This window comes from Nocardia wallacei (genome assembly GCF_029869545.1).
GTDB classification, from domain to species: Bacteria; Actinomycetota; Actinomycetes; order Mycobacteriales; family Mycobacteriaceae; genus Nocardia; species Nocardia wallacei_A.
In genome coordinates this window covers 1-23878 of sequence record NZ_JARWQD010000355.1, presented here as the reverse complement: position 1 = coordinate 23878, position 23878 = coordinate 1, and the positions used below count along the sequence as shown (strand labels likewise).

The window sequence follows — 23878 nt, the reverse complement described above, 5'->3', positions numbered from 1 at the left end:
CGCGGGCCGGGCGGGGGCGGCGTCCGCCCCCCGCCCACCCACCCCCCCCCCCCCCCGCCGCCGGCGGGGGGGGGGGCCCCGATTCCGCATTGCACGGTGATGGTGAGATCGGCTATCGCGGTGGGGAAGTTCGGGAGGTGGTCCGATGAGGGAGGCGCTGAACGACTTTCGGCGGATGCGGGAGTTGCTGGAGTTGTCGCGGTGGCGGATCGCGGTGTCGGTGGGGTGGGGGACGGCGGCCCTGGGCAGCGGGCTGGCGCTGGCCGCGCTGGCGGCGTGGCTGATCGCGCGGGCCTGGCAGATGCCGCCGGTGCTGGACCTGAGCGTAGCGGTGGTCGCGGTGCGCGCGCTGGGCATCTCGCGCGGGCTGTGCCGATATCTGGAGCGGCTGGCCACCCATGACGTGGCGCTGCGGGCCATGACGACGGCGCGCACGAGCGTGTACTCGGCGCTGGCAGCTGCGGATATCTGGACCTGGCGGTCCCGCGATCGCGCGTCCGGATCGGCGAGTGCCCCGCTCCCGGCCGATCCGCCTCGCACGAATCGGAGGGACGTCGGCGGGGCATCGGCGGACCGTGCGCGTGCTGGTCGGCGGTCCGGTATCGCTCGACCCGGCGGCCGGACTTCCGTCTCGATGGGCGATCGGGCCCACGAGACCGATACCGCGCTGTTGCGGCGTGGCGATCTGCTCACCCGGATCGGCAGCGATATCGACGATCTCGGTGCCGTGGTGGTGCGGGCGTTCGTGCCGATCGCGGTGGCGGTGGTGCTGTCGCTCGCCGCGGTCGGCCTGCTGGCCACCATCTCGCTCGCGGCGGCCGCCGTGCTGGCGCTCGCGCTGGCCGTCGCCGGGATCGCGGCCCCGTGGCTGTCCGCGCGGGCGGCGCGCGAGGCCGAGCAGGCGGTGCGCGACGACCGCAGGGAGTTCACCGCGGCCGCGGTCACCGTGCTCGATCACGCCGCCGAACTGCGGGTGGCCGGGCGACTCGACGACGCGCTCGCGGAGGCCGCCCGGGCCGGGCAGCGGGCCGTCGCGGCGGAGGATCGCGCGGCGTCGCACAGCGCCTGGGCGGCCGCCGCTACGCCGCTGTCGATCGGTGTCAGCGTCCTCGGCGCGCTGCTCATCGGAATCCTGTTGTACGGCAGCGGAACCGGCGCCCCGTCCGGCCCGCTGCAGCCCGCCCCGCCGGGCGGCATCACCCCGATGGCCCTGAGTGTGCTTGTGCTGCTGCCACTCTCGGCGTTCGAGGCCGTGGGCGTCCTTCCCGCCGCGGTGCAGGCCCTGACCAACGGTCGTGCCGCCCTGCGCCGGATCACGGCGGTGCAGCGGCCGACCCGGCAGTGCCGGTCCGACATCGCCGTGCGGCCGAACGTCGCCGATCGGTCCGCGACGGCCGTGTCGCCGGACACCGCGGTTCCGTCGAGAGCGGCCGGGCGGGGCGCTGCCGGGTCGTCGGGCGGTGCCGGGCGTTCGGATTGTCCCGGCGGTTCGGACGAGCGCCGCTCCGATGTCGGTGGCGCGCAGCGGAACTCCGGCTCGTCACCCCCGCATGGGTACGGCGAGGTGCCCCCGGGGCGGCGCATCGCGGTCACGGGGCCGAGCGGGGGCGGCAAGACCACGTTGCTGATGCACTGGGCGGGCCTGTTCGACGCCCCGCGGCCGGGGGTCACCTTCTTCGCCGAGGACGCGCACATCTTCGGCACCACCGTGCTCGAGAACCTGCGCGTGGCACGCGGCGACCTCACCGAACCCGAGGCCGAAACCGCCCTGCGCACGGTAGGTCTGGGTCACTGGCTCGATACCCTGCCCGACGGCCTGCACACCGAACTGGTGGGCGGCGCCGCCGCGATCTCCGGCGGTCAGCGCCGCCGCATCCTGCTCGCTCGCGCGCTGGCCTCCCCGGCCCGCGTGCTCCTGCTCGACGAGCCCACCGAGCACATGGATGCCGACGCGGGGGCCGACCTGCTACGCGCCCTCCTCGACGAGCACAGCGGCCTCGTCGCACCGGACCGCACCGTCGTGGTCGTCACCCATCAGCTGCCGCCGGACCATCGCGCAGACAGAGTGGTCGAGGTCGATTCCGAGGGTCGCCTATCGCTACGGTCCGCGGCTGCCGCAGCCCCGGACTGAACCGCAGGTCGACCCGCGCTGCGGGGCCGAGCCGATGCCGCGGGAACGAACCGTGCTGGGCCGCACCGACGTTCGGTCCTGGGCGGTGCCGATTCCGGCCGCGCGCCGCAACTCCGCGATCATCGCAAATATTCCCTCTGACCTGCCGTTCCGCGCCGCGCGAAAATCCGTTGCCGACCACCCGGGCGCCCACTAGATTGATCCGTACACGGGAAAGGAGGTGGTTCGAAGAATGAGTATTCAGAGGACACGTGAGGTGGCTGCAAGCTAGGCGCCACCGCTGCTAACGGATTCTCGTTCGCGCGAGCGCCGAGCTGAATCCAAGGCAGCCACCCGGCCCCCGAGCCCCCGGTTTGTCCGACCGGGACCGCGAGAGGTTCACTCCTCCGCGGTATGGCTCGGGGGTCGTTCCTTTTCCGGGGTGCTCAGCTCTGGATGCGGCCGCGCGGCTCAGCCGATGTAGCGCTGCAGCCGGGCCGACAGGCGCGGTTCGAGGGCGCCGTCGGCCTTCACTCGCTCCTCGACATAGCCCAGATCGCCGTTGTCGACGATGCCGTACAGGCGCTTGGCGCCGCCGACGACCGCACCGGACTGACTGCGAATGACCACATCGGTGGCCAGCTCCCAGGACGACTGCGTGAGGGCCTGACCGTAGAACAGTTCGACGACGCCCGAGCTGTGCGTGAGCAGCAGCTCGATGACCTCGTCGTCGCCGTCGATCCCGACCCGCCAGAAGCCGCTCTCGCGCAGGTCCGGGCCGACGTATTTGCCGTCGGAGTCGATCACCCAGGAGCGCGATTCCCAGGCCAGATAGTCGCCGCCGTCGTGGGAGACGATGATCTGCTGCCCGAAGTGGTAGTCACCGCGCTCGGGATCGTTGCCCTCGCCCTCGCCGCGCCACACGCCCACCAGCGGCAGCAGGGCCAGCATGGAGGAACTCAGATCGGGACCCTGCCGCAGGTTGGCCGTGTCCTCGGGCAGCGGCAGTCCGGGCAGCTGCTCGATATTGCGGGCACCCGTGGACTTCGCGCGCTCGGCGGCCTCGGTCACCGCTTGGTCGCCGCTGCGGCGTGCGTCGTCGGCGGCACCGCCCCGGCGGGCGCCGCCGTCCGTGCGAACGGCCGACGCCTCCTCCGGCGTCTCGTTCGCTGTTGCTTTGTCGACGTTCTCGTGCGCCGACTCTGTCACGACTCGGTGAACAGCCGGTAGAGGACGTACAGACCGAACCAGGCGATCAGCACGGAGACGAGAACCAGCAGAATCTCGAAGGCAAGGACCACGTTTCGAAGTCTAACGACCCGCCGCCGCAGACACGAAAACGGCCCCGGGATTCGAAGACTCGAATCCCGGGGCCATATCGCTGTAGGCGAATCCCGGGGCCATATCGCCTGATTACTTGGCGACCGCGACGTCCACGGTGTGGATGCCCGCGCCCTGCGGCTGCACGGCCGCCGAGCCGTTGCCCGCCGAGGACAGCGCGCGGATGGTCCAGTCGCCCGGCGCCGCGAAGAACCGGAAGTCACCGGTGCCCGAGGCGACGACCTCGGCGGTGAACTCGTCACTGGAATCCAGCAGCCGCACGAACGCGCCACCGACGGGGTTGCCGTCGGCGTCGAGGACGCGACCGGTCAGGACGGTCTCCTTCTCGGTGTCGACATTGGCCGGCAGGGCCTGGCCCTGGGTAGGTGCTGCGCACATGTTTATGCTCCCAACTCGATCGGTGCACCGACGAGGGAGCCGTACTCGGTCCAGCTCCCGTCGTAGTTCTTGACGTTCTTGTGGCCCAGCAGCTCCTGCAGCACGAACCAGGTGTGCGAGGAGCGCTCGCCGATGCGGCAGTAGGCGATGGTCTCCTTCTCGCCGTCGAGGCCCGCCTCCTTGTACAGGGCGGCCAGTTCCTCGTCGGACTTGAACGTACCGTCCTCGTTCGCGGCCTTGGACCACGGCACGTTGATGGCGCCGGGGATGTGGCCCGGACGCTGCGACTGCTCCTGCGGCAGGTGGGCCGGGGCCAGGATCTTGCCGGAGAACTCGTCGGGCGAGCGCACGTCGACGAGGTTCTTGGTGCCGATGGCCGCGATGGCGTCGTCACGGAAGGCGCGGATCGACAGATCCTGCTCGCCCGCCTTGTAGGTGGTGGCCGGGCGGGAGACCGCCTCCTTCGACAGCGGGCGCCCGTCGAGCTCCCACTTCTTGCGGCCGCCGTCGAGCAGCTTCACGTTCTGGTGGCCGTAGAGCCGGAAGTACCAGTAGGCGTAGGCGGCGAACCAGTTGTTGTTGCCGCCGTAGAGGACCACGGTGTCGTCGTTGCCGATACCGCGCGCCGACAGCAGGTCGGAGAACTGCTCCCGGTTGACGAAGTCACGCCGAACCGGATCCTGCAGGTCCTGCTTCCAGTCGAGCTTCACGGCACCTTCGATGTGGCCCGTGTCGTAGGCGGAGGTGTCCTCGTCGACCTCGACGATGACCACGCCGGGGGCGTTGAGGTTCTCTTCGACCCAGTCTGCGGAGACCAGGACATCGGAGCGAGCCATGTTGTTCCTTTCGGTGTTACTTGCCGGGGCTAGGTGGGGGAGTTGGTCGGAGCGGCCGACTTGGGGATCAACCGCTGGGCGAACGGGTACAGCAGGCAACCCAGGCAGATGCCGAAGGCCGCGTTCAGGAACGCTGCGAACAGCGCGAAGCCGGCGAAGATCGCGCCGACGACGGTACTGCCGGCGACGAAGCCGACGAAGCTCAGCACCGCGAACACGCCGCCGACCAGCTGCGCGAAACGCAGCGGCGGGGTGGGCTCGGTCTCCGGTGCGGGGCCGATGCGAGGGGCGACGAACCGCGCGTACAGCCGCCCGTACGGGCTGCGGCGGGGACCGTGGAGCGCGCCCAGGGCGAACACCACCGCCTGCAGTCCGGTCAGGGCGGCCGCGAGCGGTGCGGACAGGGCCGAGGCGATCAGCACCAGCACGAGCACGCCGGTGGTGACCCAGGCCGCGAAGCGGGGACCGCGCACGTCGACACGGTCGGCGGGTACGGCGGTGGGCGATCTGTCAGTGGTGGGGCTGTTGTGGGACATCGGAGAAACTCCTGCGCTGCATGGGCTCATCTGTCAGGGATATGTCAGATCACCGGGGGATCGGAGAGATCGCTCACGCGGTGGGAAAACCGGTCGGCGTCAGAAGTGAACGAAGGGCCGACCGGCTACATGCACAGGCAGCAACAACCGCCGAGGCGGCACAGATCGACTGTGCGGCGTCGGGTGAGCATCAGCTCTCGGCGGGATTGCACGGGTAGCAGTTTACCCGCTTCGGCGCGGGAATTGGACCCGGGGTCCGTAACTCGAGTCACTAAACGGCATCGAGCATGCGTAAGCACCCCGGGGGCGTCAGGCGGCCGCGGTCAGCGGGGTGAGGGCGCTGTGCAGGTCGGTCGCCTTCGGGACGCCGGAGATGCGGAACCGCTCGCGGCCGCGGGCGTCGAAGATGAAGGTGGTCGGCAGCGACAGCACGTTCAGCTCCTTCGCCAGCGCGGGTTCGGCGTCGATATCGACCTCGATGTCCAGCGGCGGCTGCGGGGCCTGGGAGAGATCGGCGACGACCCCCGCGACGACCCGGCGCACCGCCTCGCACGGACCGCACCAATCGGCCGAGAAGTGCAGTACCGCAGGCGCTTCGCCGGTGACGCCGACGGCGGCCAGCAGCTTGCCGCGGTCCCCCGCGGCGACGCTGTCGGCCGGTGCGGCGGAGGTGCGCACCCGGCCCGCGCGGTAGCGCAGCAGCAGGCCGACGGCCAGGGCGGCCGCCAGCACCAGCACGAGGATGGTGATTTCGGTCATGGGCGAGCGAACCTGTCCATATCGATCGTCATGTTCTCGCCCTCGCCTTCGACGATGATGTTGCCGCCGAGCGCCTGGACCTTCGTCGGGTGCACCCCGAACGGCAGGTCCCTGGTGTCGATGGTGCGGGTGAACCGGGCCAGCACCGCGGCCTTGTCCAGGTCCGGACGCGTGGTCGTGGTGGTGCTGATGGTGGTGTCGCTCTTGTCACGGTAGAGGTCGGTGGCGACGATGCGGACCTGGTCGCCGTCGAGCAGCAGATTCACCTTGACGCTGACGCTCACCTTGTCGGAGTCGGTGGTGGTGCTGTCGCTGGCGGTGGAATCGGTGCCGACCGGGATGGTCCCGGTGAGGATGTAGGCGCCCTGCGTGGTCGAACCCGTGCCGCCGGAGCCGCCGGTGCCGTCGGACTTGTCCGCCGGGGGCCCGGTCAGCTGCAGGTCGGGGATGTTGAACAGGCGGCCGAGCTCCACCGGTTCGATGCGCATACGCCCGGCGACCCGGTCCACCGGGACCGATCGCATATTGCCGTCGATCAGGTCACCCATCGGCAGCCGCACCCCGTTGAGCGTGGTCTCCACCAGGATCTCGCCGGGGATGTCGGGCCGATCGGCGCGGGCGCGGATGTCGACGTTGTGATATTCGCCGCGCAGCGCCTGCGCCAGGTAGGGGAAGCCGTGGATGGTCACCTCGGGATCGGCGCTGAGGTCACCGCCGGCGCGCAGCGATCGCGAGACGCGGTACTCGGAGTAGGCCGCGGCGGTGAAGTCGACGACCACCGCGAGCGCGACCAGCAACAGCACGCCGATGATGACCCTGCGCGCCGCCCCGCCGCGCCGCGGCACCTCGGCGTGCGTGGAAAATTCCTCGCCGGACCGGCGGTCGCGCGCTGCCCGAGCGTCGGACGTGCCCGGTGAGTTACTCATGTACGCACGATATCGGTTGCCGGTCGACGCGGCCGCACGGTGTGGTGCGCAGGGCTCCGCGGGCGCTCCCGGTCGGGCGGTCGTCGGTGCAGGCGGAGTGCGTCGGTTGCCTGGAATGCGTGGTCATTGGCGTGGACACGCTAATGTAGGCACGAATTACCTGTGCGGACGAGCATGAATTCGCGAATGACACCGAGGTTGCCGCGGACATGCCAGATTGGGAGGAGAGCTGGTGGAGCTGCTCCTGCTGACCTCCGACCCGAATCCGGAGTCGGTGCTGCCGTCGCTTGCGTTACTGCCTCACAACGTTCGGCCCGCGCCGACCGAGGTGGCCTCGCTGCTGGAGGCGGGCACCGCGGATGTGGCGTTGGTGGATGCCCGGACCGATCTGGCCGCCGCCCGCGGACTGTGCCGTCTGCTCGGCAGCACCGGATCCTCGGTGCCGGTGGTCGCGGTGCTGACCGAGGGCGGCCTGGTGGCGGTGAACGCGGACTGGGGGCTGGACGACATCCTGCTGCCCGGCACCGGTCCCGCGGAACTGGATGCGCGGCTGCGGCTGCTGGTGGCGCGCAACGGCGGCGCCGCCAGCCCCGAGAACACCGGCAAGATCACCCTCGGTGAACTGGTGATCGACGAGGGCACCTACACCGCGCGGCTGCGCGGTCGCCCGCTCGACCTCACCTACAAGGAATTCGAGCTGCTCAAATACCTCGCCCAGCACGCCGGACGGGTGTTCACCCGGGCCCAGCTGCTGCAGGAGGTCTGGGGCTACGACTTCTTCGGCGGCACCCGGACCGTCGACGTGCACGTGCGGCGGCTGCGCGCCAAACTCGGCAGCGAATACGAATCGCTGATCGGCACGGTCCGCAACGTCGGCTACAAGGCGGTGCGCCCGGCGCGCACCAGCGGCAAGGGCGAGCCGACCAGTTTCCCCGACGACTCCGACGGCCCGGAGGACGACATGGGCACGTCCAACGGGTCGATCTCGTGATCCGTCGCCGGTAGGCGGGTGCGGCGCGCGCATGCGGGCGCGAACGAGGCCGGACGGCGATCGCGTCCGGCGGGCGACGAGCAGGAGGTGGCTGCGGTGAGTGACCGCGCGTATTCGCACGACGGGCAGGCGCTGACGGGCTGGCTCGACGAGATCCCGGCCGACACCGCGCGGCAGATCGGCGAGGTCCTCGAGCGCGCGACCGACGTCGACGGCGTCGCGCCGGTTTCCGAGCAGGCCGTGCTGTCGCTGACCACCTCGTCGGCTGCGCGCCACCTGGTGGCGGCGCTGGACGGCGAGGTGCTCGGCTACGCGAATCTCGTTCCGGCCCATGGCGAACACCCGGCGATGGCCGAGGCGGTGGTGGATCCGCGGCAGCGTGGACGCGGCATCGGCGCCACGCTGGTCTCGACCGTGCTGGCCGCCGGCGGTCCCGGCGCGCGGGTGTGGGCGCACGGCAATCTGGCCTCCGCCCGGGCCGTGGCCGGGCGCCTCGGGCTGACCGTGGCGCGCGAACTGTGGCAGATGCGCCGGGCGCTGGCAACACCGGAGCTACCCGAGCTGCGCGTGCCCGAGGGCGTCGCGCTGCGTACCTACGCGGGCCCGGAGGACGACGCCGAGCTACTGCGGGTCAACAACGCCGCATTCGACTGGCACCCCGAACAGGGGGGATGGACCGAGTCCGAGATCGCGGTGCGCCGGGAATCGTCCTGGTTCGATCCGAAGGGCCTGTTCATCGCGGTGGATCCGGCCGCTCCGGATCGCATGCTGGGCTTTCACTGGACCAAGGTGCACCACGAGGAGCAGCCTCCGGCGGGGGAGGTCTACGTCGTGGCGATCGACCCGGCCGCCCAGGGCCGCGGGCTGGGCCGCCTGCTGACGCTGGCCGGGCTGCGCTACCTGCGCGACCTCGGGTTGGGCGAGGTATTGCTGTACACCGAGGCCGACAACACGGCGGCGGTACACACCTACACCCGGCTCGGCTTCGAGACCGCGCACGTCGACGCCGCGTACGCCGCGCGGTGAGCGAATCCGGAGACGGGCCTCGCACGCGGGAAATGACCCGCGAAGCGGGACGCGAGTAACACTGCGGCAAATGTCACACGGCCGAGCGTGCAATCGCGCCGGGTTGTTCACCTTCCGTTCACTTGGCCAGGTCCAACTGTCAACCGGCCGAACCTACGTTACTTATGGGCAGCACTCGCTGCCCTGGTGCGCAAGTTCGCTGCGAACGACCCACCACACGGCACCCGTCCGGTTGTTGAGGGACCGGGCGTGTACTACGCGATTCCCGGAGGAATAGGTGAATCTCAAGCGCAATGGCGCTCTGCTCGGTGTGCTGGCCGCAGCCGGAGCACTGACCCTGACGGCCTGTGGCAGTGACGACAACACGGCCACCACCGGAGGCGGCGGCTCGACGGTCGATGTCGCGTGTGGTGGGAAGAAGGCTCTCAAGGCCAGCGGATCGTCCGCACAGAAGAACGCGATGGACCGATTCGTGGCCGCCTACGAGACCAACTGCGACGGCTACACCCTCGACTACACGTCGAGTGGTTCCGGCGCCGGCGTCAACGAATTCATCGGCGGCCAGACCGATTTCGGTGGCACCGACTCGCCGCTGAGTTCGAAGAAGGACGAGCCGAACAAGGCGGCCGCTCGCTGCGGCGCCCCGGCATGGAACCTGCCGACGGTCTTCGGTCCGATCGCCATCACCTACAACATCGACGGCGTGAACAACCTGGTGCTGGACGGTCCGACCGCGGCCAAGATCTTCAACGGGACCATCACCCGCTGGGACGACGTGGCGATCAAGTCGCTGAACCAGAACGCCAACCTTCCGGCCGAGCCGATCCGCGTGATCTTCCGCAGCGACGAGTCGGGCACCTCCGACAACTTCCAGCAGTACCTCGACTCCGCCTCGAACGGGGCCTGGGGTAAGGGCTCCGGTAAGACGTTCAACGGCGGTGTCGGCGAGGGCGCCAAGGGCAACGAGGGCACCTCGGCCGCGATCAAGAACACCAAGAACTCGATCACCTACAACGAGTGGTCGTTCGCCAAGGCGCAGAGCCTGTCGGTGGCCCAGATCATCACCGATGCCGCCGTGAAGCCGGTCGAGCTGAACGTGGAGTCCGCCGGTAAGGCGATCGCCAGCGCGAAGATCACCGGGCAGGGCAACGACCTGGTCATCGACACCACCTCGTTCTACAAGCCGACCGACCCGGCCGCCTACCCGATCCTGATGCCGACCTACGAGGTCGTGTGCTCGAAGTACAGCGATCCGGAGACCGGCAAGGCGGTCAAGGCGTTCATGACCTCGGCGGTGGACAACGGTCAGAAGGGCCTCGACGAGTCCGGCTACGTGCCGATCCCCGACGCCTTCAAGACCAAGCTGACCACCGCGATCAACGCGATCTCCTGATAGCTCAGTCCCCATGACCGTGCACGACGAAGCCACCGCAGCGGACCGGTCGGACTCGACCGGCCCGCGGGCGGGAGATACTGCCCCTATGCCGAGCGAAACCAGCACCGAACCGGCGCGAACCACGCGTGGCCAGGGCGTTCACAGCGCCCGAGCGGAGTTCATCTTCCGCTCACTGGCCACGGCCGCCGGCGCGACCATTGTCGCGGCCATCGCGCTCATCGCGCTGTTCCTGTTGATCAGGGCGGTGCCGTCGGTGGCGGCGAACAAGGCCAACTTCTTCACCAGCGCCGAGTTCAACGTCACCAACGCCAACAACCTGAACTTCGGTATCCGCGACCTGTTCATGGTCACGGTGCTGAGTTCGTTACTGGCGCTGGTGATCGCCGTGCCGCTGGGGGTCGGAATCGCCCTGTTCCTGACGCAGTACGCGCCCAAGGTGCTGGCTCGGCCGTTCGCCATCATCGTGGATCTGCTGGCGGCGGTGCCTTCGATCGTGTTCGGTCTCTGGGGTTTCCTGGTACTGGCCCAGCGGCTGTCGCCGGTCCAGGAATTCCTCAACGACAACCTCGGCTGGTTCTTCCTGTTCAAGACCGGCAACGTGTCGATCAGCGGTGGCGGCACGATCTTCACCGCCGGTGTCGTGCTGGCCGTGATGATCCTGCCGATCATCACCTCGGTCAGCCGTGAGGTCTTCAACCTGACTCCCCGCGAGCACATCGAGGCCGCGCAGGCGCTGGGCGCCACCAAGTGGGAAGTGGTGCGGATGACCGTGCTGCCCTACGGCCGCAGCGGTGTGATCGCCGGATCCATGCTCGGCCTGGGCCGCGCCCTCGGCGAGACGATCGCGGTGCTGGTGGTGCTGCGCACCGCGGCGCAGGCGGGGCACTGGTCGCTGTTCGACGGCGGCTACACCTTCGCCTCCAAGATCGCCTCGGCCGCTTCGGAATTCAGTCAGGCGCTGCCGACCGGCGCCTACATTGCCGCCGGCTTCGTGCTGTTCGCGCTGACCTTCGTGGTCAACGCGCTGGCGCGGATCGCGGCCGGCGGGAAGGTGAACGGGTAATGGCGACAACCACTCTCGACCGCCCGGTCAAGGCGCCCGCGTTCCGGAGCATCAGCACGGGCCGCCGGGTCCGCAACCACATCGCCACCGGTGTCATGTGGCTGTGCTTCGCCATCGCGCTGGTGCCGCTGTGCTGGGTGCTGATCCTGGTGCTCAGCAAGGGTTTCGACGCCATCGTCAGCAGCACTTGGTGGGGCAATTCGCAGAAGGGCGTGCTGCCCGACCAGTACGGCGGCGGTGTGTACCACGCCATCTACGGCACCATCGTGCAGTCGGCCGTGGCCGCGATCATCGCGGTGCCGCTGGGCATCATGGCCGCGATCTACCTGGTCGAGTACGGGCGTGGCTGGCTGGCCCGGACCACGACGTTCATGGTCGACATCCTCGCCGGTGTGCCCTCGATCGTCGCCGCGCTGTTCGTCTTCGCGCTCTGGATCGCCACCCTCGGCGCGCCGCAGAGCGCCTTCGCGGTCGCGCTCGCGCTGGTGCTGCTGATGCTTCCGGTGGTGGTGCGCAGCACCGAGGAAATGCTCAAGCTGGTGCCGGACGAATTGCGTGAGGCGTCCTACGCGCTGGGTATTCCGAAATGGAAGACGATCGTGAAGATCGTCGTGCCGACCGCGCTGCCGGGCATGATCAGCGGCATGCTGCTGGCCGTGGCCCGCGTCATGGGCGAGACGGCACCGGTGCTGGTGCTGGTCGGCTACTCGAAGTCGATCAACACCAACCTGTTCGACGGCAATATGGCCTCGCTGCCGCTGCTGATCTACCAGGAGCTGGCCAACCCGGAGCCCGCCGGCCGGTGGCGCGTCTGGGGCGCGGCGCTGACCCTGATCCTGATCATCGCGCTGCTGTATCTCGGGGCGGCGGTCGTCAACAAGCTGCTCACCCGGAACCGATAGAAGCGAAACGGAATACGACATGGCCAAGCGGATCGACGTCAAAGATCTCAACATCTACTACGGCAAGTTCCACGCCGTCGCCGATGTGCAGTTGACCGTGCTGCCCCGCAGCGTCACCGCCTTCATCGGTCCCTCGGGTTGCGGTAAGTCCACGGTGCTGCGCTCGCTCAACCGCATGCACGAGGTGACCCCGAACGCGCGCGTCGAGGGCGCCGTGCTGCTCGACGGCGAGGACATCTACGGCTCGCAGATCGACCCGGTGGGGGTGCGCCGCACCATCGGCATGGTGTTCCAGCGCCCGAATCCGTTCCCCACCATGTCGATTCGCGACAATGTGGTGGCCGGGCTGAAGCTGCAGGGCGTGCGCAACAAGAAGGAACTCGACGAGGTCGCCGAGCAGTCCCTCAAGGGCGCCAACCTGTGGAACGAGGTGAAGGACCGCCTCGACAAGCCCGGCGGCGGCCTGTCCGGCGGTCAGCAGCAGCGCCTGTGCATCGCTCGCGCCATCGCGGTCTCGCCCGACGTGCTGCTGATGGACGAGCCCTGCTCGGCGCTGGACCCGATCTCCACGCTCGCGATCGAGGATCTGATCGCCGAGCTGAAGAAGGAATTCACGATCGTCATCGTCACGCACAACATGCAGCAGGCCGCGCGCGTGAGCGATCAGACCGCGTTCTTCAACCTGGAGGCCCAGGGCAAGCCGGGCAAGCTGATCGAAATCGATGAGACGGAGAAGATCTTCTCCAACCCGGCGCGTAAGGAGACCGAGGACTACATCTCGGGTCGCTTCGGGTAGTCCTCGACAGCTGGGGTGATTTGCGGCCCTGGTCCGGTACGGACCAGGGCCGTTTACTTTGTCTCCACGCCTTGTGACCGGCGACACATTTGCGTGCCCTCTGTTAGCTGGGTCGTCTCCTACCACGGTCGGTTGTGTGCAACTCCACGTAACGGATACCGTTCGGGCCAACTAAACCGATCGTTATACATAGGAGGCGTCGGATGGCGGTATCAACGGCGAGCCCGTCCGGGCTCGCGATGGCACCGGCGGTACGGGTGCGGGTGTTCGCGCTGCTCGCGATCTGTCTCGCGGAACTGCTCGTGGTGCTCGACAACACCCTGGTCAATGTCGCGCTGCCGTCCATGGCGGTGCAGCTGCAGGCGCGCATGAGTGGGCTGCAATGGATCGTCGACGCCTTCACCTTGGCTTTCTCGGGGCTGCTGCTGGCCCTCGGGCACCTCGGCGACCGGTTCGGGCGGCGGCGGATCATGATCGTCGGCCTGATCGGCGTGGCCGTCATGTCGACCGTGGGCGCGCTGTCGACGACGCTCGGACAGGTCATCGCGGCACGGGCCGGGATGGGCGTCTTCGCGGCCGCGGTGTTCCCGGCGACCCTCGCGTTGATCATCAACCTGTTCCCCGAGGCGCGGGCCCGGGCCGCGGCCATCGCCCTGTGGACGGCCATGGCCGGTGTCGCGGTCGCGATCGGGCCGGTAACCGGCGGTTGGCTGCTGGAGTACTTCAGCTGGCATTCGGTGTTCTGGATCAATGTGCCGATCGCGCTGATCGCCATCGTGGCCGTGCTCGTCGCGGTGCCGGAATCGCGGGCCGAGCACACCGGACGCCTGGACGTCATCGGCATCGGGCTGTCGCTGGTGGCGGTGACGACGCTGGTGTGGACGATCATCGAGGCGCCCCGGTACGGCTGGCTGGCCGGTCGCAGCATGACCGGTTACGCGATCTCGCTGCTGCTGCTGGTCGCCTATATCGCCTGGGAGCTGCGGGTGGAGTCGCCGGTGCTGGACGTGCGGCTGTTCCGGATCCGGCGGTTCTCGGTCCCGGCGCTGGCGATCACGGTGTCCTACTTCTGCGCCTTCGGATTCCTGTTCCTGATCACCCAGTACTTCCAGGGTGTGAAGGAATTCAGCGCACTGGAATTCGGGATCCACTCGCTGCCCTTCGCCGCCGCGGTCGGGCTGGGCGCACCGGCCGCGACCCTGGCCGCCCAGCGCATCGGCACCACAGCGACGATCCTGTTCGGGCTGGTGCTGCTCGCGTCGGGCATGTACATCGCGGGTCAGGTGAAGGTCGAAACCCCTTATCTGGGACCGGTTGTCGTGTCGATGGTGCTGATGGGCATCGGCTTCGGCGTGGTGCAGGGACCGGCCACCGCCTCGATCATGGGGTCGGTGCCGGAGGCGGAGGCCGGTGCGGGATCGGCGGTCAACGACACCACCCGCGAGGTCGGCGGCACCCTGGGCGTCGCGGTGCTCGGCTCGATCATGACCTCGATCTACTCCGATCGCGTCGGGGCCCGCATCGATGCGATTCCGAACGGGATCATGAACGCGGATCAGAAGAGTATCGCCCGCGATACCCCGATCAGTGTGCTGGAGATCGTCAAGGCGCCGACCAGCCCGTTCTTCGCCAAACCGAAGGCCGATCTCGTCCACGCCATGAAGGTCGCGGCGCTCGAGGGTGCCCAGGCGGCCTCGCATCTGGCGGTCGGGGCGCTGGCGGTATGCGCGATCCTGGTGGCGGTGCTGCTGCCCTGGAAGCCCGAGCGCGGTGTCTCACCGTTGCTCGCCTGGCGGAAGGGTGACGCCGGGAAGTAGCCGACCTCAGAGGTTTTCGGCGTCCGGGTCGGGTGGCAGTTCGCCGGTCACGAGGAAGACGACCCGGCGGCCGATCTCCACCGCGTGGTCGGCGAAGCGTTCGTAGTAGCGGCCCAGCAGCGTGACGTCGACCGCGGCGGCGACCCCGTACTTCCACTCCCGGTCCATCAGCAGCGTGAACAGGTGGCGATGCAGGTCGTCCATCGCCTCGTCGTCCTGGTTGAGCTGCGCGGCCCGCTCCGGGTCGCGCGTCTCCAGGACCTCCTTGGCCGCGGCTCCCATATTGACCGCGATCCGGCCCATCTCGGCGAAGTAGCCGTTGACGGCCTCGGGCAGGGCATGGTTCGGGTGGCGTCTGCGGGTCACCTTGGCGACGTGTAGCGCCAGCGCGCCCATCCGGTTCACGTCCGCGACGATCTGGATGGCGCTGATCACCTGGCGCAGATCGCCCGCGACCGGCGCCTGCAGCGCCAGCAGCGCGAACGCCTTCTCCTCGGCCTGCGTGATCATCTCGGCGATCTGGTCGTGCTCGGAGATCACCTGCTCCGCGAGCGGCAGATCGGCCTGCAGCAGCGACTGCGTCGCCCGCTCCATCGCGGAGCCCGCGAGACCGGCCATCTTGCCCAGCATATTGGCGAGATCGGCCATTTGTTCGTTGTAGATGACACGCATGAAACCAAACACTAGTTCCCAGCGCTGACCAAGTCACGAACGGTGGGTGAACCGTCGGTGTTGCCGGGAGCTAGCGGAATCGCGCAGGTGGGCGGGTGGTCACTTGCAGGTGTCGTCGGCGGCGTTGACGTGCTCGAGATCGGACGGGAGTGTGGCCGGAGTCTCGCCCGAGCTCGCGGCCGCCGGAGTCTCCGGCAGCGGATTGCCGAACGGTGTCGGCGCCTTCACCGTGCCGGTGAAGTCGGATCCCAGCACGACCTCCACGATGCTGCCCAGCCCGGAGGCGGCCTCCATGCTCGCACCCGGAATCGCGGACGCGACCGTGGCGGCCTCGGCCTCGTGCCCGGCCGAGTACCGGACCCGGGTGGTCGAGACCGTGCCCGCGGCGTAATTCCCGGTGCTGTAGATCTGGAAGCCCTGGTTGGACAGCTTGGTCGCGGTGGTGTTCGCGAGACCCGAGGTCCCCGAGCCGTTGGACACCTGCACCGACATCGTGCTGGGGTCGGCCGCGGTGAGCTGCTTCGGCGCCGGGGCCGGGGCGGCCGCCTTGCTCGGCTCGGGCGCCTTCTTCTCGCCCGGCAGCGGCTGATCGTCGATGACCGCCTGGAACAGTTCCTTGATGTCGGACTCGCGCGGGATCTCGTTGCCGTAGGAGGTGGTTCCCGCGGTGGGCACCGTCAGGAACGTGATCGCCCCCGCGTCCACCTTCTGCAGCGATCGGCCCAGCATCAGCAGATCCTTCGTGCTGACGGCGTCCATGAAGGCGCTGCTGGAGAACGCGTTGATGAAGCCGTTCAGCTTGCCGACGTCGAACAGCACCTTGCTCGACAGCGCGCCGCGCAGCAGCGAGGACAGGAACAGCTGCTGGCGGTGGATGCGGTCGTAGTCGCTGCGTTCCTCGCCGTAGACGTGGCGGGCGCGCACGTAGTCCAGCGCGGTCGGGCCGTTGAGCACCTGCTTGCCCGCGTTCGGCAGGATCGTGCCGAGTTCGTCGTCGACGAGGGGTTTCGCGGTGCAGACCTCGACCCCGCCGATGGTGTCGACCATGGAGGAGAAGCCGTTGAAGTCGATGCCGACGAAATGGCCGATCCGCAGGCCGACCAGCTTCTGGATCACCTTGGTCAGGCACTGGGGTCCGCCGAGCGCGTAGGTCGCGTTGAGCTTGTCGCCGTTGGCCGCCGGGAACTGGACGCCGGTGCCCTTCGCCTTCTCGTTGTCCCAGCCCTCGCAGGCGGGCCGGGTGACGTCGAGGTCGCGCGGGAACGACACCGCGACGACGCGCTGCCGGTTCTCGGGAATGTGCACCAGCATGACCGTGTCGGCCCGGGAGCCCTCGGCGTCCTCGGTGGTACCGGCGCCGACGTTGCCGTCCACCCCGGCCCGGGTGTCGGTGCCGACGATGAGGAAGTTCTCGTCGCCGAGCTGGCCGCCCGGATCGACGATGTCCTCGGACTTCTCGTCGAGCGCGGAGACCTGGGTGAAGCCGTTGTCGGTGGCGCGCAGGTAGTTCCAGCCCACACCGGTCAGCACCAGGGCCAGCACGGCGGCGAAGGCGGTCGATGCGCGGGCGGCCAGGCGCAGCTTCTGCTGGCGGCGCCGCTTGCTCATGGCCAGTCGCGACAACGGCTGGGCGCCTACGGATTTCGGCCGGGCCGCGGCCGCGGGTCGATCCACCGGCGGCGACGCCGGGGACTCCGATTCCGGGACCGGAAGCTTGTCGGTGGCGGGGTCGACGGCCGGACCGGCGGGGCGCGCCGCGGCGTCGCGGGGTGACCGCGCCGGATCGGTGACCGGTGTGTCCGCGGCGGGCGCGCGGAAGGCGGCCGGGCCCGGCTGTGCGGGCGCCACGGTGTCGGTCGGGCGGTCGTCGGCGCCGGGGCCGGACTGGACCGGGCCGGGGGGTGCGGAGCGCTTCGGCCCGGGCGGCGCGGGGGCAGGCGTTACGGAGCCGGAAGGTGTGGAGCGCTTCGGACCGGGCGGCGCGGGGGCGGGCGTTACGGAGCCGGAGGGTGTGGAGCGTTTCGGTCCGGGGGGTGCCGGGGCGGGCGTTACGGAGCCGGAAGGTGTGGAGCGTTTCGGGCCGGATGGCGCCGGGGCCGGACCGGCGGTGCCGGGCGGGGCCGCGGCGGGCGGCGTCGCGGCACGTCCGGTGCCGTTCTGTTGCTCGGGTCGGCGACGGCGCCCGGGTGGCGCCTCGGGCGGGGGTTCGGGTGCCGGGCGGCGACGGCGTCCGCGCCCGCGTTCGTTGTCGACGCGCTGCACGAGGTCGTGCACCGTGATGGGACCGCCCCCGGAGGTGGAATCGTCGGCGTGGCGGCTGCGGCGTGGGGAGGGCTCCTCGTCACCCGAATCCGGGGCAGGGTAGCGCTCCCACGGTGCGCGACCACCGGGCCCGGACACGTGCCCGCGCCGTTCGTCGTCACCCACCAAGGAACCTCGCTTCACTCGTCGTCTGCACCCGGATCCGATGTGTACCCAAGCGTGGGTGAAGCGCTCGAAGGCGCACAGCATCACCGGTTCCCGTCATGATAACGATTCAGCTACAACGTGGCAGGTCGGGATTGCAGCGACAAGGGTGCTGTGTGTTTGCTGGGACGTTGGGCCGGATTCGGTCCCGCCCGCCGCACACCGCCCTCTTCCCCGGTTCGCCCGGATAAGAATTCCGCCAGCCTATCGATCGCCCCGCATTCGCCCCGCCAACATTACGATGTTGTGTTGACCGGCCCGGGAGCGTTCAGCAGCCTGAGTGACCATTCGGCGAGCCGTCGCCTCAGCCGCCCGAGTGCATGACGTCGGCGGCGGTGGGGACGGCGGCGTCTTCGGGGTCGTCGAGCCAGCCGTGGGGGAGGCTGACCTTGCCGGGGGAGCCCTGGCGGCCGCGCGGGCCTTCCGCGTCCTTCGGGAAGGGGGCTGTGGGGTCGAGTTCGCCGATCAGGTCCTGGAGTTCGGTCAGGGTGGAGACCGTGGCGAAGCGGCGGCGCAGTTCGGCGCCGACCGGGAAGCCCATCAGGTACCAGGCCATGTGTTTGCGCAGGTCACGAAGGCCCTTGTGCTCGCCGTCGTGGTCGGCCAGGAGGGTGGCGTGGCGGTACAGGATCTCGCCGACCCGGCCCAGGTTCGGACCCGCGGGCACCGGTTCGCCGCGCAGGGCCGCCTGCAGTTCGGCGAACAGCCAGGGGCGGCCGAGGCAGCCACGGCCGACCACCACGCCGTCGCAGCCGGTCTCGGCCATCATCCGCACGGCGTCGTCGGCGCTGAAGATGTCGCCGTTGCCGAGCACCGGGATGGTGGTGACGGCCTCCTTCAGCCGGGCGATCGCCGACCAGTCCGCCTGGCCGGAGTACCGCTGCGCGGCGGTCCGGGCGTGCAGCGCGACGGCCACCGCGCCCTCGGCCTCGGCGATGCGTCCGGCGTCGAGGTAGGTGCGGTGGTCGTCATCGATGCCGATGCGGAACTTCACCGTGACGGGCACCCCGGCGGGCTCGGCGGCCGCGACCATGCCGCGCACGATCGATTCGAACAACCGTCGCTTGTACGGCAGCGCGGCGCCGCCACCCAGCCGCGTCACCTTCGGCACCGGGCAGCCGTAGTTGGTATCGATGTGGTCGGCGAGGTTCTCCCCGACGATGATCTTGACGGCCTCGGCCATGGTCTTCGGATCCACGCCGTAGAGCTGCATGGAACGCGGCCGCTCGGCGGCGCCGAAGCTCATCATGTGCATGGTCTTCGGATCGCGCTCCACCACGGCCCGCGCGGTGATCATCTCGCAGACATAGATCGACGTCTCGCTGCCGAACTCCCGGCACAGCGTGCGGAACGCGACATTGGTGATACCGGCCATCGGGGCGAGCACCACCGGCGGATCGACCGGATAGGGTCCGATCCGCAGCTTGGGCGTGGCTTCGACGACGGCAGTCATGATCTCCAGTGTCTCAAACGCCCGCTCGTGGCCGGGATCACCCACGGTCGGGGAGGACGGCGAGGTCGAGTCGGCGCAGGCGGGCGGGGGAGGCGATGACCTCGTAGGCGGCGATGTGGTTGTCGGCGACGGTGACTCGCAGGGCCAGCAGGAGGTGGCCGCGCGGGGCGACGACGATGCCGACCGCGCCGTCGACGAGCGCGAGGGCGGCCACGCCGGAGCGGCGGCGGAGCACGACGGTCTCCTCGGCGACGGCCGCCGCGCCGCGCACGACGGTCGCCATCCCGGCGGGCAGGGCGGCGGGGTCCGCGGTGCGCACCACGTCGGGCGCCAGGATCTCCAGCAGCCGGTGCAGGTCGCCGTCGCGCGCGGCCGCCAGGAAGGCGTCGACGACCTGTCGCTGGGCGGCGAGTTCCGCGGGCGGCGGGGCGTCGTCGCGGCGGACCCGCAGGCGGGCGCGGCTGGCGATCTTCTTGGTGGTGGCGGTGGTGCGCCCGATGACCGGGGCGATGGCGTCGAACGGGACCGCGAACAGGTCGTGCAGGACGAAGGCGACGCGCTGTTCGGGATTCAGGGTGCCGAGGACGACGAGTAGTGCCCGGCCGACCGAATCGATCAGCACGGCCTCGTGTTCGGGGTCGCTGTCGTACGCGGAGTCGCCGATGTCGAGCCCGTCCGCCGGATCCTCCCTGCGGGTGGTCCGGGTGCGCAGCATGTCCAGACAGATCCGGGACACGACCGTGGTGAGCCAGGCGGTGAGGTTGTCGATATCGCGGGAATCGTTGCGGGCCAAGCGGAGCCACGTCTCCTGGACCGCGTCGTCGGCGGCGTCGCCGTCACCGAGGAGACGGTAGGCGACGGCACGGAGACGGTCGCGCTGCGCCTCGAAGTCCCGCGCCAATTCGTCCTGCTGGTGCACGCGTCACCTTTCTCCGTCGGGGTCCGTCGTAGAGGTGACGGGGGTTCCCGCTACCGATTCGAATCGAGGACATGCCCGATGCTCGCTCTGTACGTCATCATCACGCTGCTGACCGCCACCGCCGCCGGTGCGGGGTGCTGGATGAATTATGTCCGCCATCCCATCCCGGTCGCCGCGGCCGAGGTGGTCCGGGTGCCACAGTCCTGGATGCCCGTGCTGGGCACGCTGCTGGGAGCCGCCGCCCTCGGGCTGCTGGCCGGATTCGCCGTTCCGGTGCTCGGTATCGCGGCGGCGACCGGGCTGGTGCTGTATTTCATCGGCGCCGTCATCACCCACCTGCGCGTCCGCGACTACGCGCTGGGGCCGGTCTCGGGGGCCCTGGCGTTGGCCGTGGTGACCTTGGCGGTCACGCTGGCCTACCGGCTCGGCTGACGATCCGAGACAGCCGAGCCCGGCCAGGTGGGCCCGATCACTTCGGCCCCGGCATCCAGGCACCGGCGCCGGTGCGCGCTCCGTACTCCGCGCCCCGGCACGCGGCCTCCTTGAGCAGGACGGCGGTGCCCGCCGCGAGGTAGGCCCGCCGGGGTGTGTCGTCGCGCCGGGTGAGCTGGACGACCGCGTCCTTGCGGCCGAGGCTGACGCCGACCCCGACGTACCCCATGGAGTACGGCTTGGGCTTGCGGCCCTTGATGATCCGGGCCAGGGTGTCGGCCGCGTGCGCGCCCTGCGGCCCGGCCGTCTGGCAGGCGAAGCGCGCGCCGGGCACCGCCGCGCAGTCGCCCACGGCGAAGATGCGCTCATCGGTGACGCTGCGCAGGAACTCGTCGACGAGGGCGCGGCCCTCCTGGTTCACCGCGAGACCGCTGCGCGCCGCCAGATCGGGGACGCCCGAGACCATCGCCCACAGCGTCAGATCGGAGGCGAACGAGCGCCCCGACCGCAGGTGCACGATGCCGCCGGACTCTCCCTCGCCCGCAACCACTTTCGTTACTCCGTCGTCGACGATATCGACCCGCAGCCGCTGCAGTCCGGCGCGTATCCGGCCGCGCGCTCCGGCCGAGAAGCTCCCGGCCACCGACGAACCGACGATCCGCACCCGGAGATCCGTTCTCGCCGCGGCGATCTCGGCCGCCGTCTCGATGCCCGTCGGCCCGCCCCCGACCACCGTCACGAGGGCGCCCGCGGGCAGCGCGGCACACGCCGTGCGGGCCCGTTCCGCGCTCTCCCACACGCCCACCGGGATCGTGCCCGGCAGCGGCCGGACCGTACTGCCCACGGCGAGGAACGCGTAGTCGAAGGTGAGCTGCTCGCCGTCGTGGAGGACGACGGCGCCGTCGGCGATCTTGTCGACGTTACCCACCCGTGCCGTAATCCCTTCGCGCAGAAGCGATGTGATCGGCGCCGCGATATCGCCGGTCCCCGCGATGTGCTGGTGCAGCCGCACGCGCGGCACGAAGTCCGGCCGCGGGTTTATCACGGTGATCTCGGCCTCGCGCACGTGCCTGGCCAGCCGGTTCGCCGCGATCATGCCCGCGTACCCGGCACCCACAACTACGACCTTCATAGCGGCCTCCTCTTCGGCGTCACTGAACGGGCATACGTCGCCACCCGTGCGATCCCTGTGACGGTCGAGCCATGTGATCCGCGCCACCTGGCCGCCTCTCGACCGGGGTCGGGTGTCACGAAACCTGGTGCGGCGGTGTCTGTGTGCAGGACCGGACCGAGCGATGTACAGCAAGCCCGGACGAAGAGACAGGAGCCCGGCCATGGACGGCACACCGGCGGCGACGGCCGCGGACCACGATGACGCACATCCGGATCTCGCCACGGCGGCGTTCGTGGAACACCGCAACCTGCTGTTCACGGTCGCCTACGAGATGCTCGGCTCGGCCGCCGACGCGGAGGACGTCGTGCAGGAGGCGTGGTTGCAGTGGGCGGGCGTCGATCTCGACGCGGTGCGTGACAAGCGTGCGTTCCTGGTGAGAATCACTACGCGCCAGGCGCTTACCCGGCTGCGCGTGCTCGGCCGACGCAAGGAGTCGTATGTCGGATCCTGGCTGCCCGAACCGCTGCTCACGGCGCCGGACGTGGCCGAGGACGTCGAGCTGTCCGACAGCGTGTCGACGGCGATGCTGCTGATCTTGGAGACTCTCACGCCGGTCGAGCGGGCGGTGTTCGTGCTGCGCGAGGTGTTCGACCTGCGGTACGGGGAGGTCGCGGACGCCGTCGGCAAGAGTCCGGCGGCGGTGAGACAGATCGCGCATCGGGCGCGGGCGCACGTGGATGCGCGGCGGCCGCGCGGAGTCGTCTCCCCGGCCGAGACCCGAGGCGCGCTCGCCGCATTCCGGCGGGCGGTCGAGACGGGTGAGCTGCAGGGACTGCTGGATATTCTCGCGCCGGATGTCGTCCTGCTGGGTGACGGCGGCGGGATCGCGAACGCCGTGCGCAGACCGGTCGTCGGCGCCCGCCGGGTGGCCCGCCTCGCGGGCCTGCTCTCGGACCGGTTCGGCAGCTCGGTGTCGGCCGAACCGGCACATGTCAACGGCTGTCCGGCGCTGATCGTCCGGCTCGACGGCGAGATCGACAACGTGGTGACGATGCGAATCGACGACGGCTTCGTGACCGGTGTCTACATCGTGCGCAATCCGGCCAAGCTGTCGCGGATGGAGCGCGAGACCGCCATGATTCGCTGATTCTGGGCGTGCTTCGGGCCGAGCCCGACGTATTCCGGCACGCTTTCGGCCGGAATCACCCGCCCCCGCAGCGGCTACCGTGCCGGTTCGGGAGCGGGCGTCGGCTCAGCTCGCCGAGCTGGCGGCCAGCTGCTTCTCGCGCTTGGCGGCCTCTCGCGCCAGCATGCGGTCGCGCTGTTCCTCGAACTTCAGCACGTCCTGGCCCAGCTTCTCCAGGAACAGGCCCAGGCGTTCGCGGGTCTGCTCGCCGCGGGCGGTGAAGTCGTCGCGCTCGAAGATCTTCCACTTCTTCAGCACCGGCTGGACGACCTCCTCCAGGTGCTGGCGCAGGTCGTAGATGCCGTGCTTGGCCATCAGCACGCCGTTACGGCGGAAGTTGGGCATGCCCGCGCCGGGCATCTGGAAGTTCTCCAGGATCAGCGTGATCGCGTCGAGCGCCTGGTCGGGGGCCAGATCCAGGGCCGCGCCGCACATGTTGCGGTAGAAGATCATGTGCAGGTTCTCGTCGGCGGCGACGCGCTGCAGCATGCGGTCGGCGATCGGGTCGTCGCAGACCTTGCCGGTGTTGCGGTGCGAGACGCGGGTGGCCAGCTCCTGGAACGTCACGTAGGCGACCGAATGCAGGAACCCGGCGTCGGCCTCGGCGGGCGAGGCGAAGCCGTTGGTCATGTGGATCATCCGGGCCTCTTCGAGGGCGACCGGGTCGACGCCGCGGGTGACCACCAGGTAGTCGCGCATGACGATGCCGTGGCGGTTCTCCTCGGCGGTCCAGCGTCCGACCCAGGTGCCCCAGGCACC

General features: G+C 69.7%; 22 protein-coding genes. 10 read left to right on the top strand and 12 right to left on the bottom strand.

Annotated elements, in window-relative coordinates:
- The first annotated feature begins 175 nt into the window (after nt 1-175).
- Complete coding sequence (locus QH290_RS32625) at nt 176-2131, top strand: ATP-binding cassette domain-containing protein (RefSeq protein WP_425303680.1); 1956 nt, start codon at nt 176-178, stop codon at nt 2129-2131.
- Nucleotides 2132-2581: 450 nt separating this feature from the next.
- On the opposite strand, the gene QH290_RS32620 is transcribed toward QH290_RS32625, so the two are convergent.
- The 6 genes from QH290_RS32620 to QH290_RS32595 all read right to left on the bottom strand — a co-directional run bounded on the left by QH290_RS32620 (nt 2582) and on the right by QH290_RS32595 (nt 6886).
- Nucleotides 2582-3181 carry a heme-binding beta-barrel domain-containing protein gene (locus QH290_RS32620; protein WP_280387117.1) on the bottom strand — a complete coding sequence of 200 codons (600 nt, stop codon included), beginning with the start codon at nt 3179-3181 and terminating at the stop codon, nt 2582-2584.
- Nucleotides 3182-3523: 342 nt separating this feature from the next.
- A complete protein-coding gene (locus QH290_RS32615) occupies nt 3524-3829 on the bottom strand; it encodes a DUF1416 domain-containing protein (protein ID WP_280261214.1) in 306 nt (101 codons plus the stop codon).
- 2 nt (nt 3830-3831) lie between these two features.
- Nucleotides 3832-4665: a sulfurtransferase gene (locus QH290_RS32610; RefSeq protein ID WP_280261213.1), complete on the bottom strand. Its 834-nt coding sequence runs from the start codon at nt 4663-4665 to the stop codon at nt 3832-3834.
- Between the two features lie 29 nt (nt 4666-4694).
- Complete coding sequence (locus QH290_RS32605) at nt 4695-5201, bottom strand: DUF4395 domain-containing protein (RefSeq protein ID WP_280387109.1); 507 nt, start codon at nt 5199-5201, stop codon at nt 4695-4697.
- A gap of 309 nt (nt 5202-5510) precedes the next feature.
- A complete protein-coding gene (locus QH290_RS32600; protein ID WP_280261209.1) occupies nt 5511-5960 on the bottom strand; it encodes a thioredoxin family protein in 450 nt (149 codons plus the stop codon).
- A complete protein-coding gene (locus tag QH290_RS32595) occupies nt 5957-6886 on the bottom strand; it encodes an LmeA family phospholipid-binding protein (RefSeq protein ID WP_280261207.1) in 930 nt (309 codons plus the stop codon). Before QH290_RS32595 ends, QH290_RS32600 begins: the two co-directional genes overlap by 4 nt.
- 232 nt (nt 6887-7118) lie before the next feature.
- On the opposite strand from QH290_RS32595, the gene QH290_RS32590 reads away from it, so the two are divergent.
- The 7 genes from QH290_RS32590 to QH290_RS32560 all read left to right on the top strand — a co-directional run bounded on the left by QH290_RS32590 (nt 7119) and on the right by QH290_RS32560 (nt 14877).
- The gene (locus QH290_RS32590; RefSeq protein ID WP_280387107.1) at nt 7119-7877 is read left to right on the top strand and encodes a winged helix-turn-helix transcriptional regulator; all 759 of its coding nucleotides are present in this window, start codon (nt 7119-7121) and stop codon (nt 7875-7877) included.
- 153 nt (nt 7878-8030) lie between these two features.
- Nucleotides 8031-8903, top strand: coding sequence for a mycothiol synthase (mshD, locus tag QH290_RS32585; protein WP_425303679.1), 873 nt, complete (start codon nt 8031-8033; stop codon nt 8901-8903).
- A 277-nt stretch (nt 8904-9180) separates the two neighbouring features.
- Nucleotides 9181-10296: a phosphate ABC transporter substrate-binding protein PstS gene (gene pstS, locus QH290_RS32580; RefSeq protein WP_280269616.1), complete on the top strand. Its 1116-nt coding sequence runs from the start codon at nt 9181-9183 to the stop codon at nt 10294-10296.
- Between the two features lie 88 nt (nt 10297-10384).
- A complete protein-coding gene (gene pstC, locus QH290_RS32575) occupies nt 10385-11362 on the top strand; it encodes a phosphate ABC transporter permease subunit PstC (protein WP_280269617.1) in 978 nt (325 codons plus the stop codon).
- The gene (gene pstA / locus QH290_RS32570) at nt 11362-12264 is read left to right on the top strand and encodes a phosphate ABC transporter permease PstA (RefSeq protein ID WP_280387105.1); all 903 of its coding nucleotides are present in this window, start codon (nt 11362-11364) and stop codon (nt 12262-12264) included. The genes pstC and pstA overlap by 1 nt, the downstream gene beginning before the upstream one ends.
- A 19-nt stretch (nt 12265-12283) precedes the next feature.
- The gene (gene pstB / locus QH290_RS32565; protein ID WP_280269619.1) at nt 12284-13060 is read left to right on the top strand and encodes a phosphate ABC transporter ATP-binding protein PstB; all 777 of its coding nucleotides are present in this window, start codon (nt 12284-12286) and stop codon (nt 13058-13060) included.
- 203 nt (nt 13061-13263) lie between these two features.
- Nucleotides 13264-14877, top strand: a complete 1614-nt coding sequence (locus QH290_RS32560) for an MFS transporter (RefSeq protein WP_425303678.1) — start codon at nt 13264-13266, stop codon at nt 14875-14877.
- Between the two features lie 6 nt (nt 14878-14883).
- On the opposite strand, the gene phoU is transcribed toward QH290_RS32560, so the two are convergent.
- From phoU to QH290_RS32540, 4 genes are all read right to left on the bottom strand, one after another.
- Nucleotides 14884-15549 (bottom strand): phosphate signaling complex protein PhoU, encoded by a 666-nt coding sequence (gene phoU / locus QH290_RS32555; RefSeq protein ID WP_068026413.1) that lies wholly within the window; start codon nt 15547-15549, stop codon nt 14884-14886.
- A gap of 99 nt (nt 15550-15648) precedes the next feature.
- Nucleotides 15649-17976 carry an LCP family protein gene (locus QH290_RS32550; protein WP_280387103.1) on the bottom strand — a complete coding sequence of 776 codons (2328 nt, stop codon included), beginning with the start codon at nt 17974-17976 and terminating at the stop codon, nt 15649-15651.
- Between the two features lie 343 nt (nt 17977-18319).
- Nucleotides 18320-19468: a tRNA dihydrouridine synthase DusB gene (dusB, locus tag QH290_RS32545; protein WP_280387101.1), complete on the bottom strand. Its 1149-nt coding sequence runs from the start codon at nt 19466-19468 to the stop codon at nt 18320-18322.
- Nucleotides 19469-19505: 37 nt separating this feature from the next.
- Entirely contained in the window at nt 19506-20387 is an 882-nt protein-coding gene (locus tag QH290_RS32540; protein ID WP_280387099.1) for a sigma-70 family RNA polymerase sigma factor, read from the bottom strand.
- A 78-nt stretch (nt 20388-20465) separates the two neighbouring features.
- Here QH290_RS32540 and QH290_RS32535 point away from each other — a divergent pair, with 78 nt between their 5' ends.
- Entirely contained in the window at nt 20466-20819 is a 354-nt protein-coding gene (locus QH290_RS32535; RefSeq protein ID WP_280387097.1) for a DoxX family protein, read from the top strand.
- A 37-nt stretch (nt 20820-20856) separates the two neighbouring features.
- Here QH290_RS32535 and QH290_RS32530 read toward each other — a convergent pair whose 3' ends face one another.
- The gene (locus QH290_RS32530) at nt 20857-21951 is read right to left on the bottom strand and encodes an NAD(P)/FAD-dependent oxidoreductase (protein WP_280387095.1); all 1095 of its coding nucleotides are present in this window, start codon (nt 21949-21951) and stop codon (nt 20857-20859) included.
- Nucleotides 21952-22153: 202 nt separating this feature from the next.
- Here QH290_RS32530 and QH290_RS32525 point away from each other — a divergent pair, with 202 nt between their 5' ends.
- Nucleotides 22154-23080, top strand: coding sequence for an RNA polymerase sigma-70 factor (locus QH290_RS32525; RefSeq protein WP_280387093.1), 927 nt, complete (start codon nt 22154-22156; stop codon nt 23078-23080).
- 105 nt (nt 23081-23185) lie between these two features.
- Here the strand turns inward: QH290_RS32525 and QH290_RS32520 are convergent.
- Nucleotides 23186-23878: acyl-ACP desaturase (locus QH290_RS32520; RefSeq protein ID WP_280269626.1), on the bottom strand; the 693-nt coding region annotated here is incomplete at its 5' end.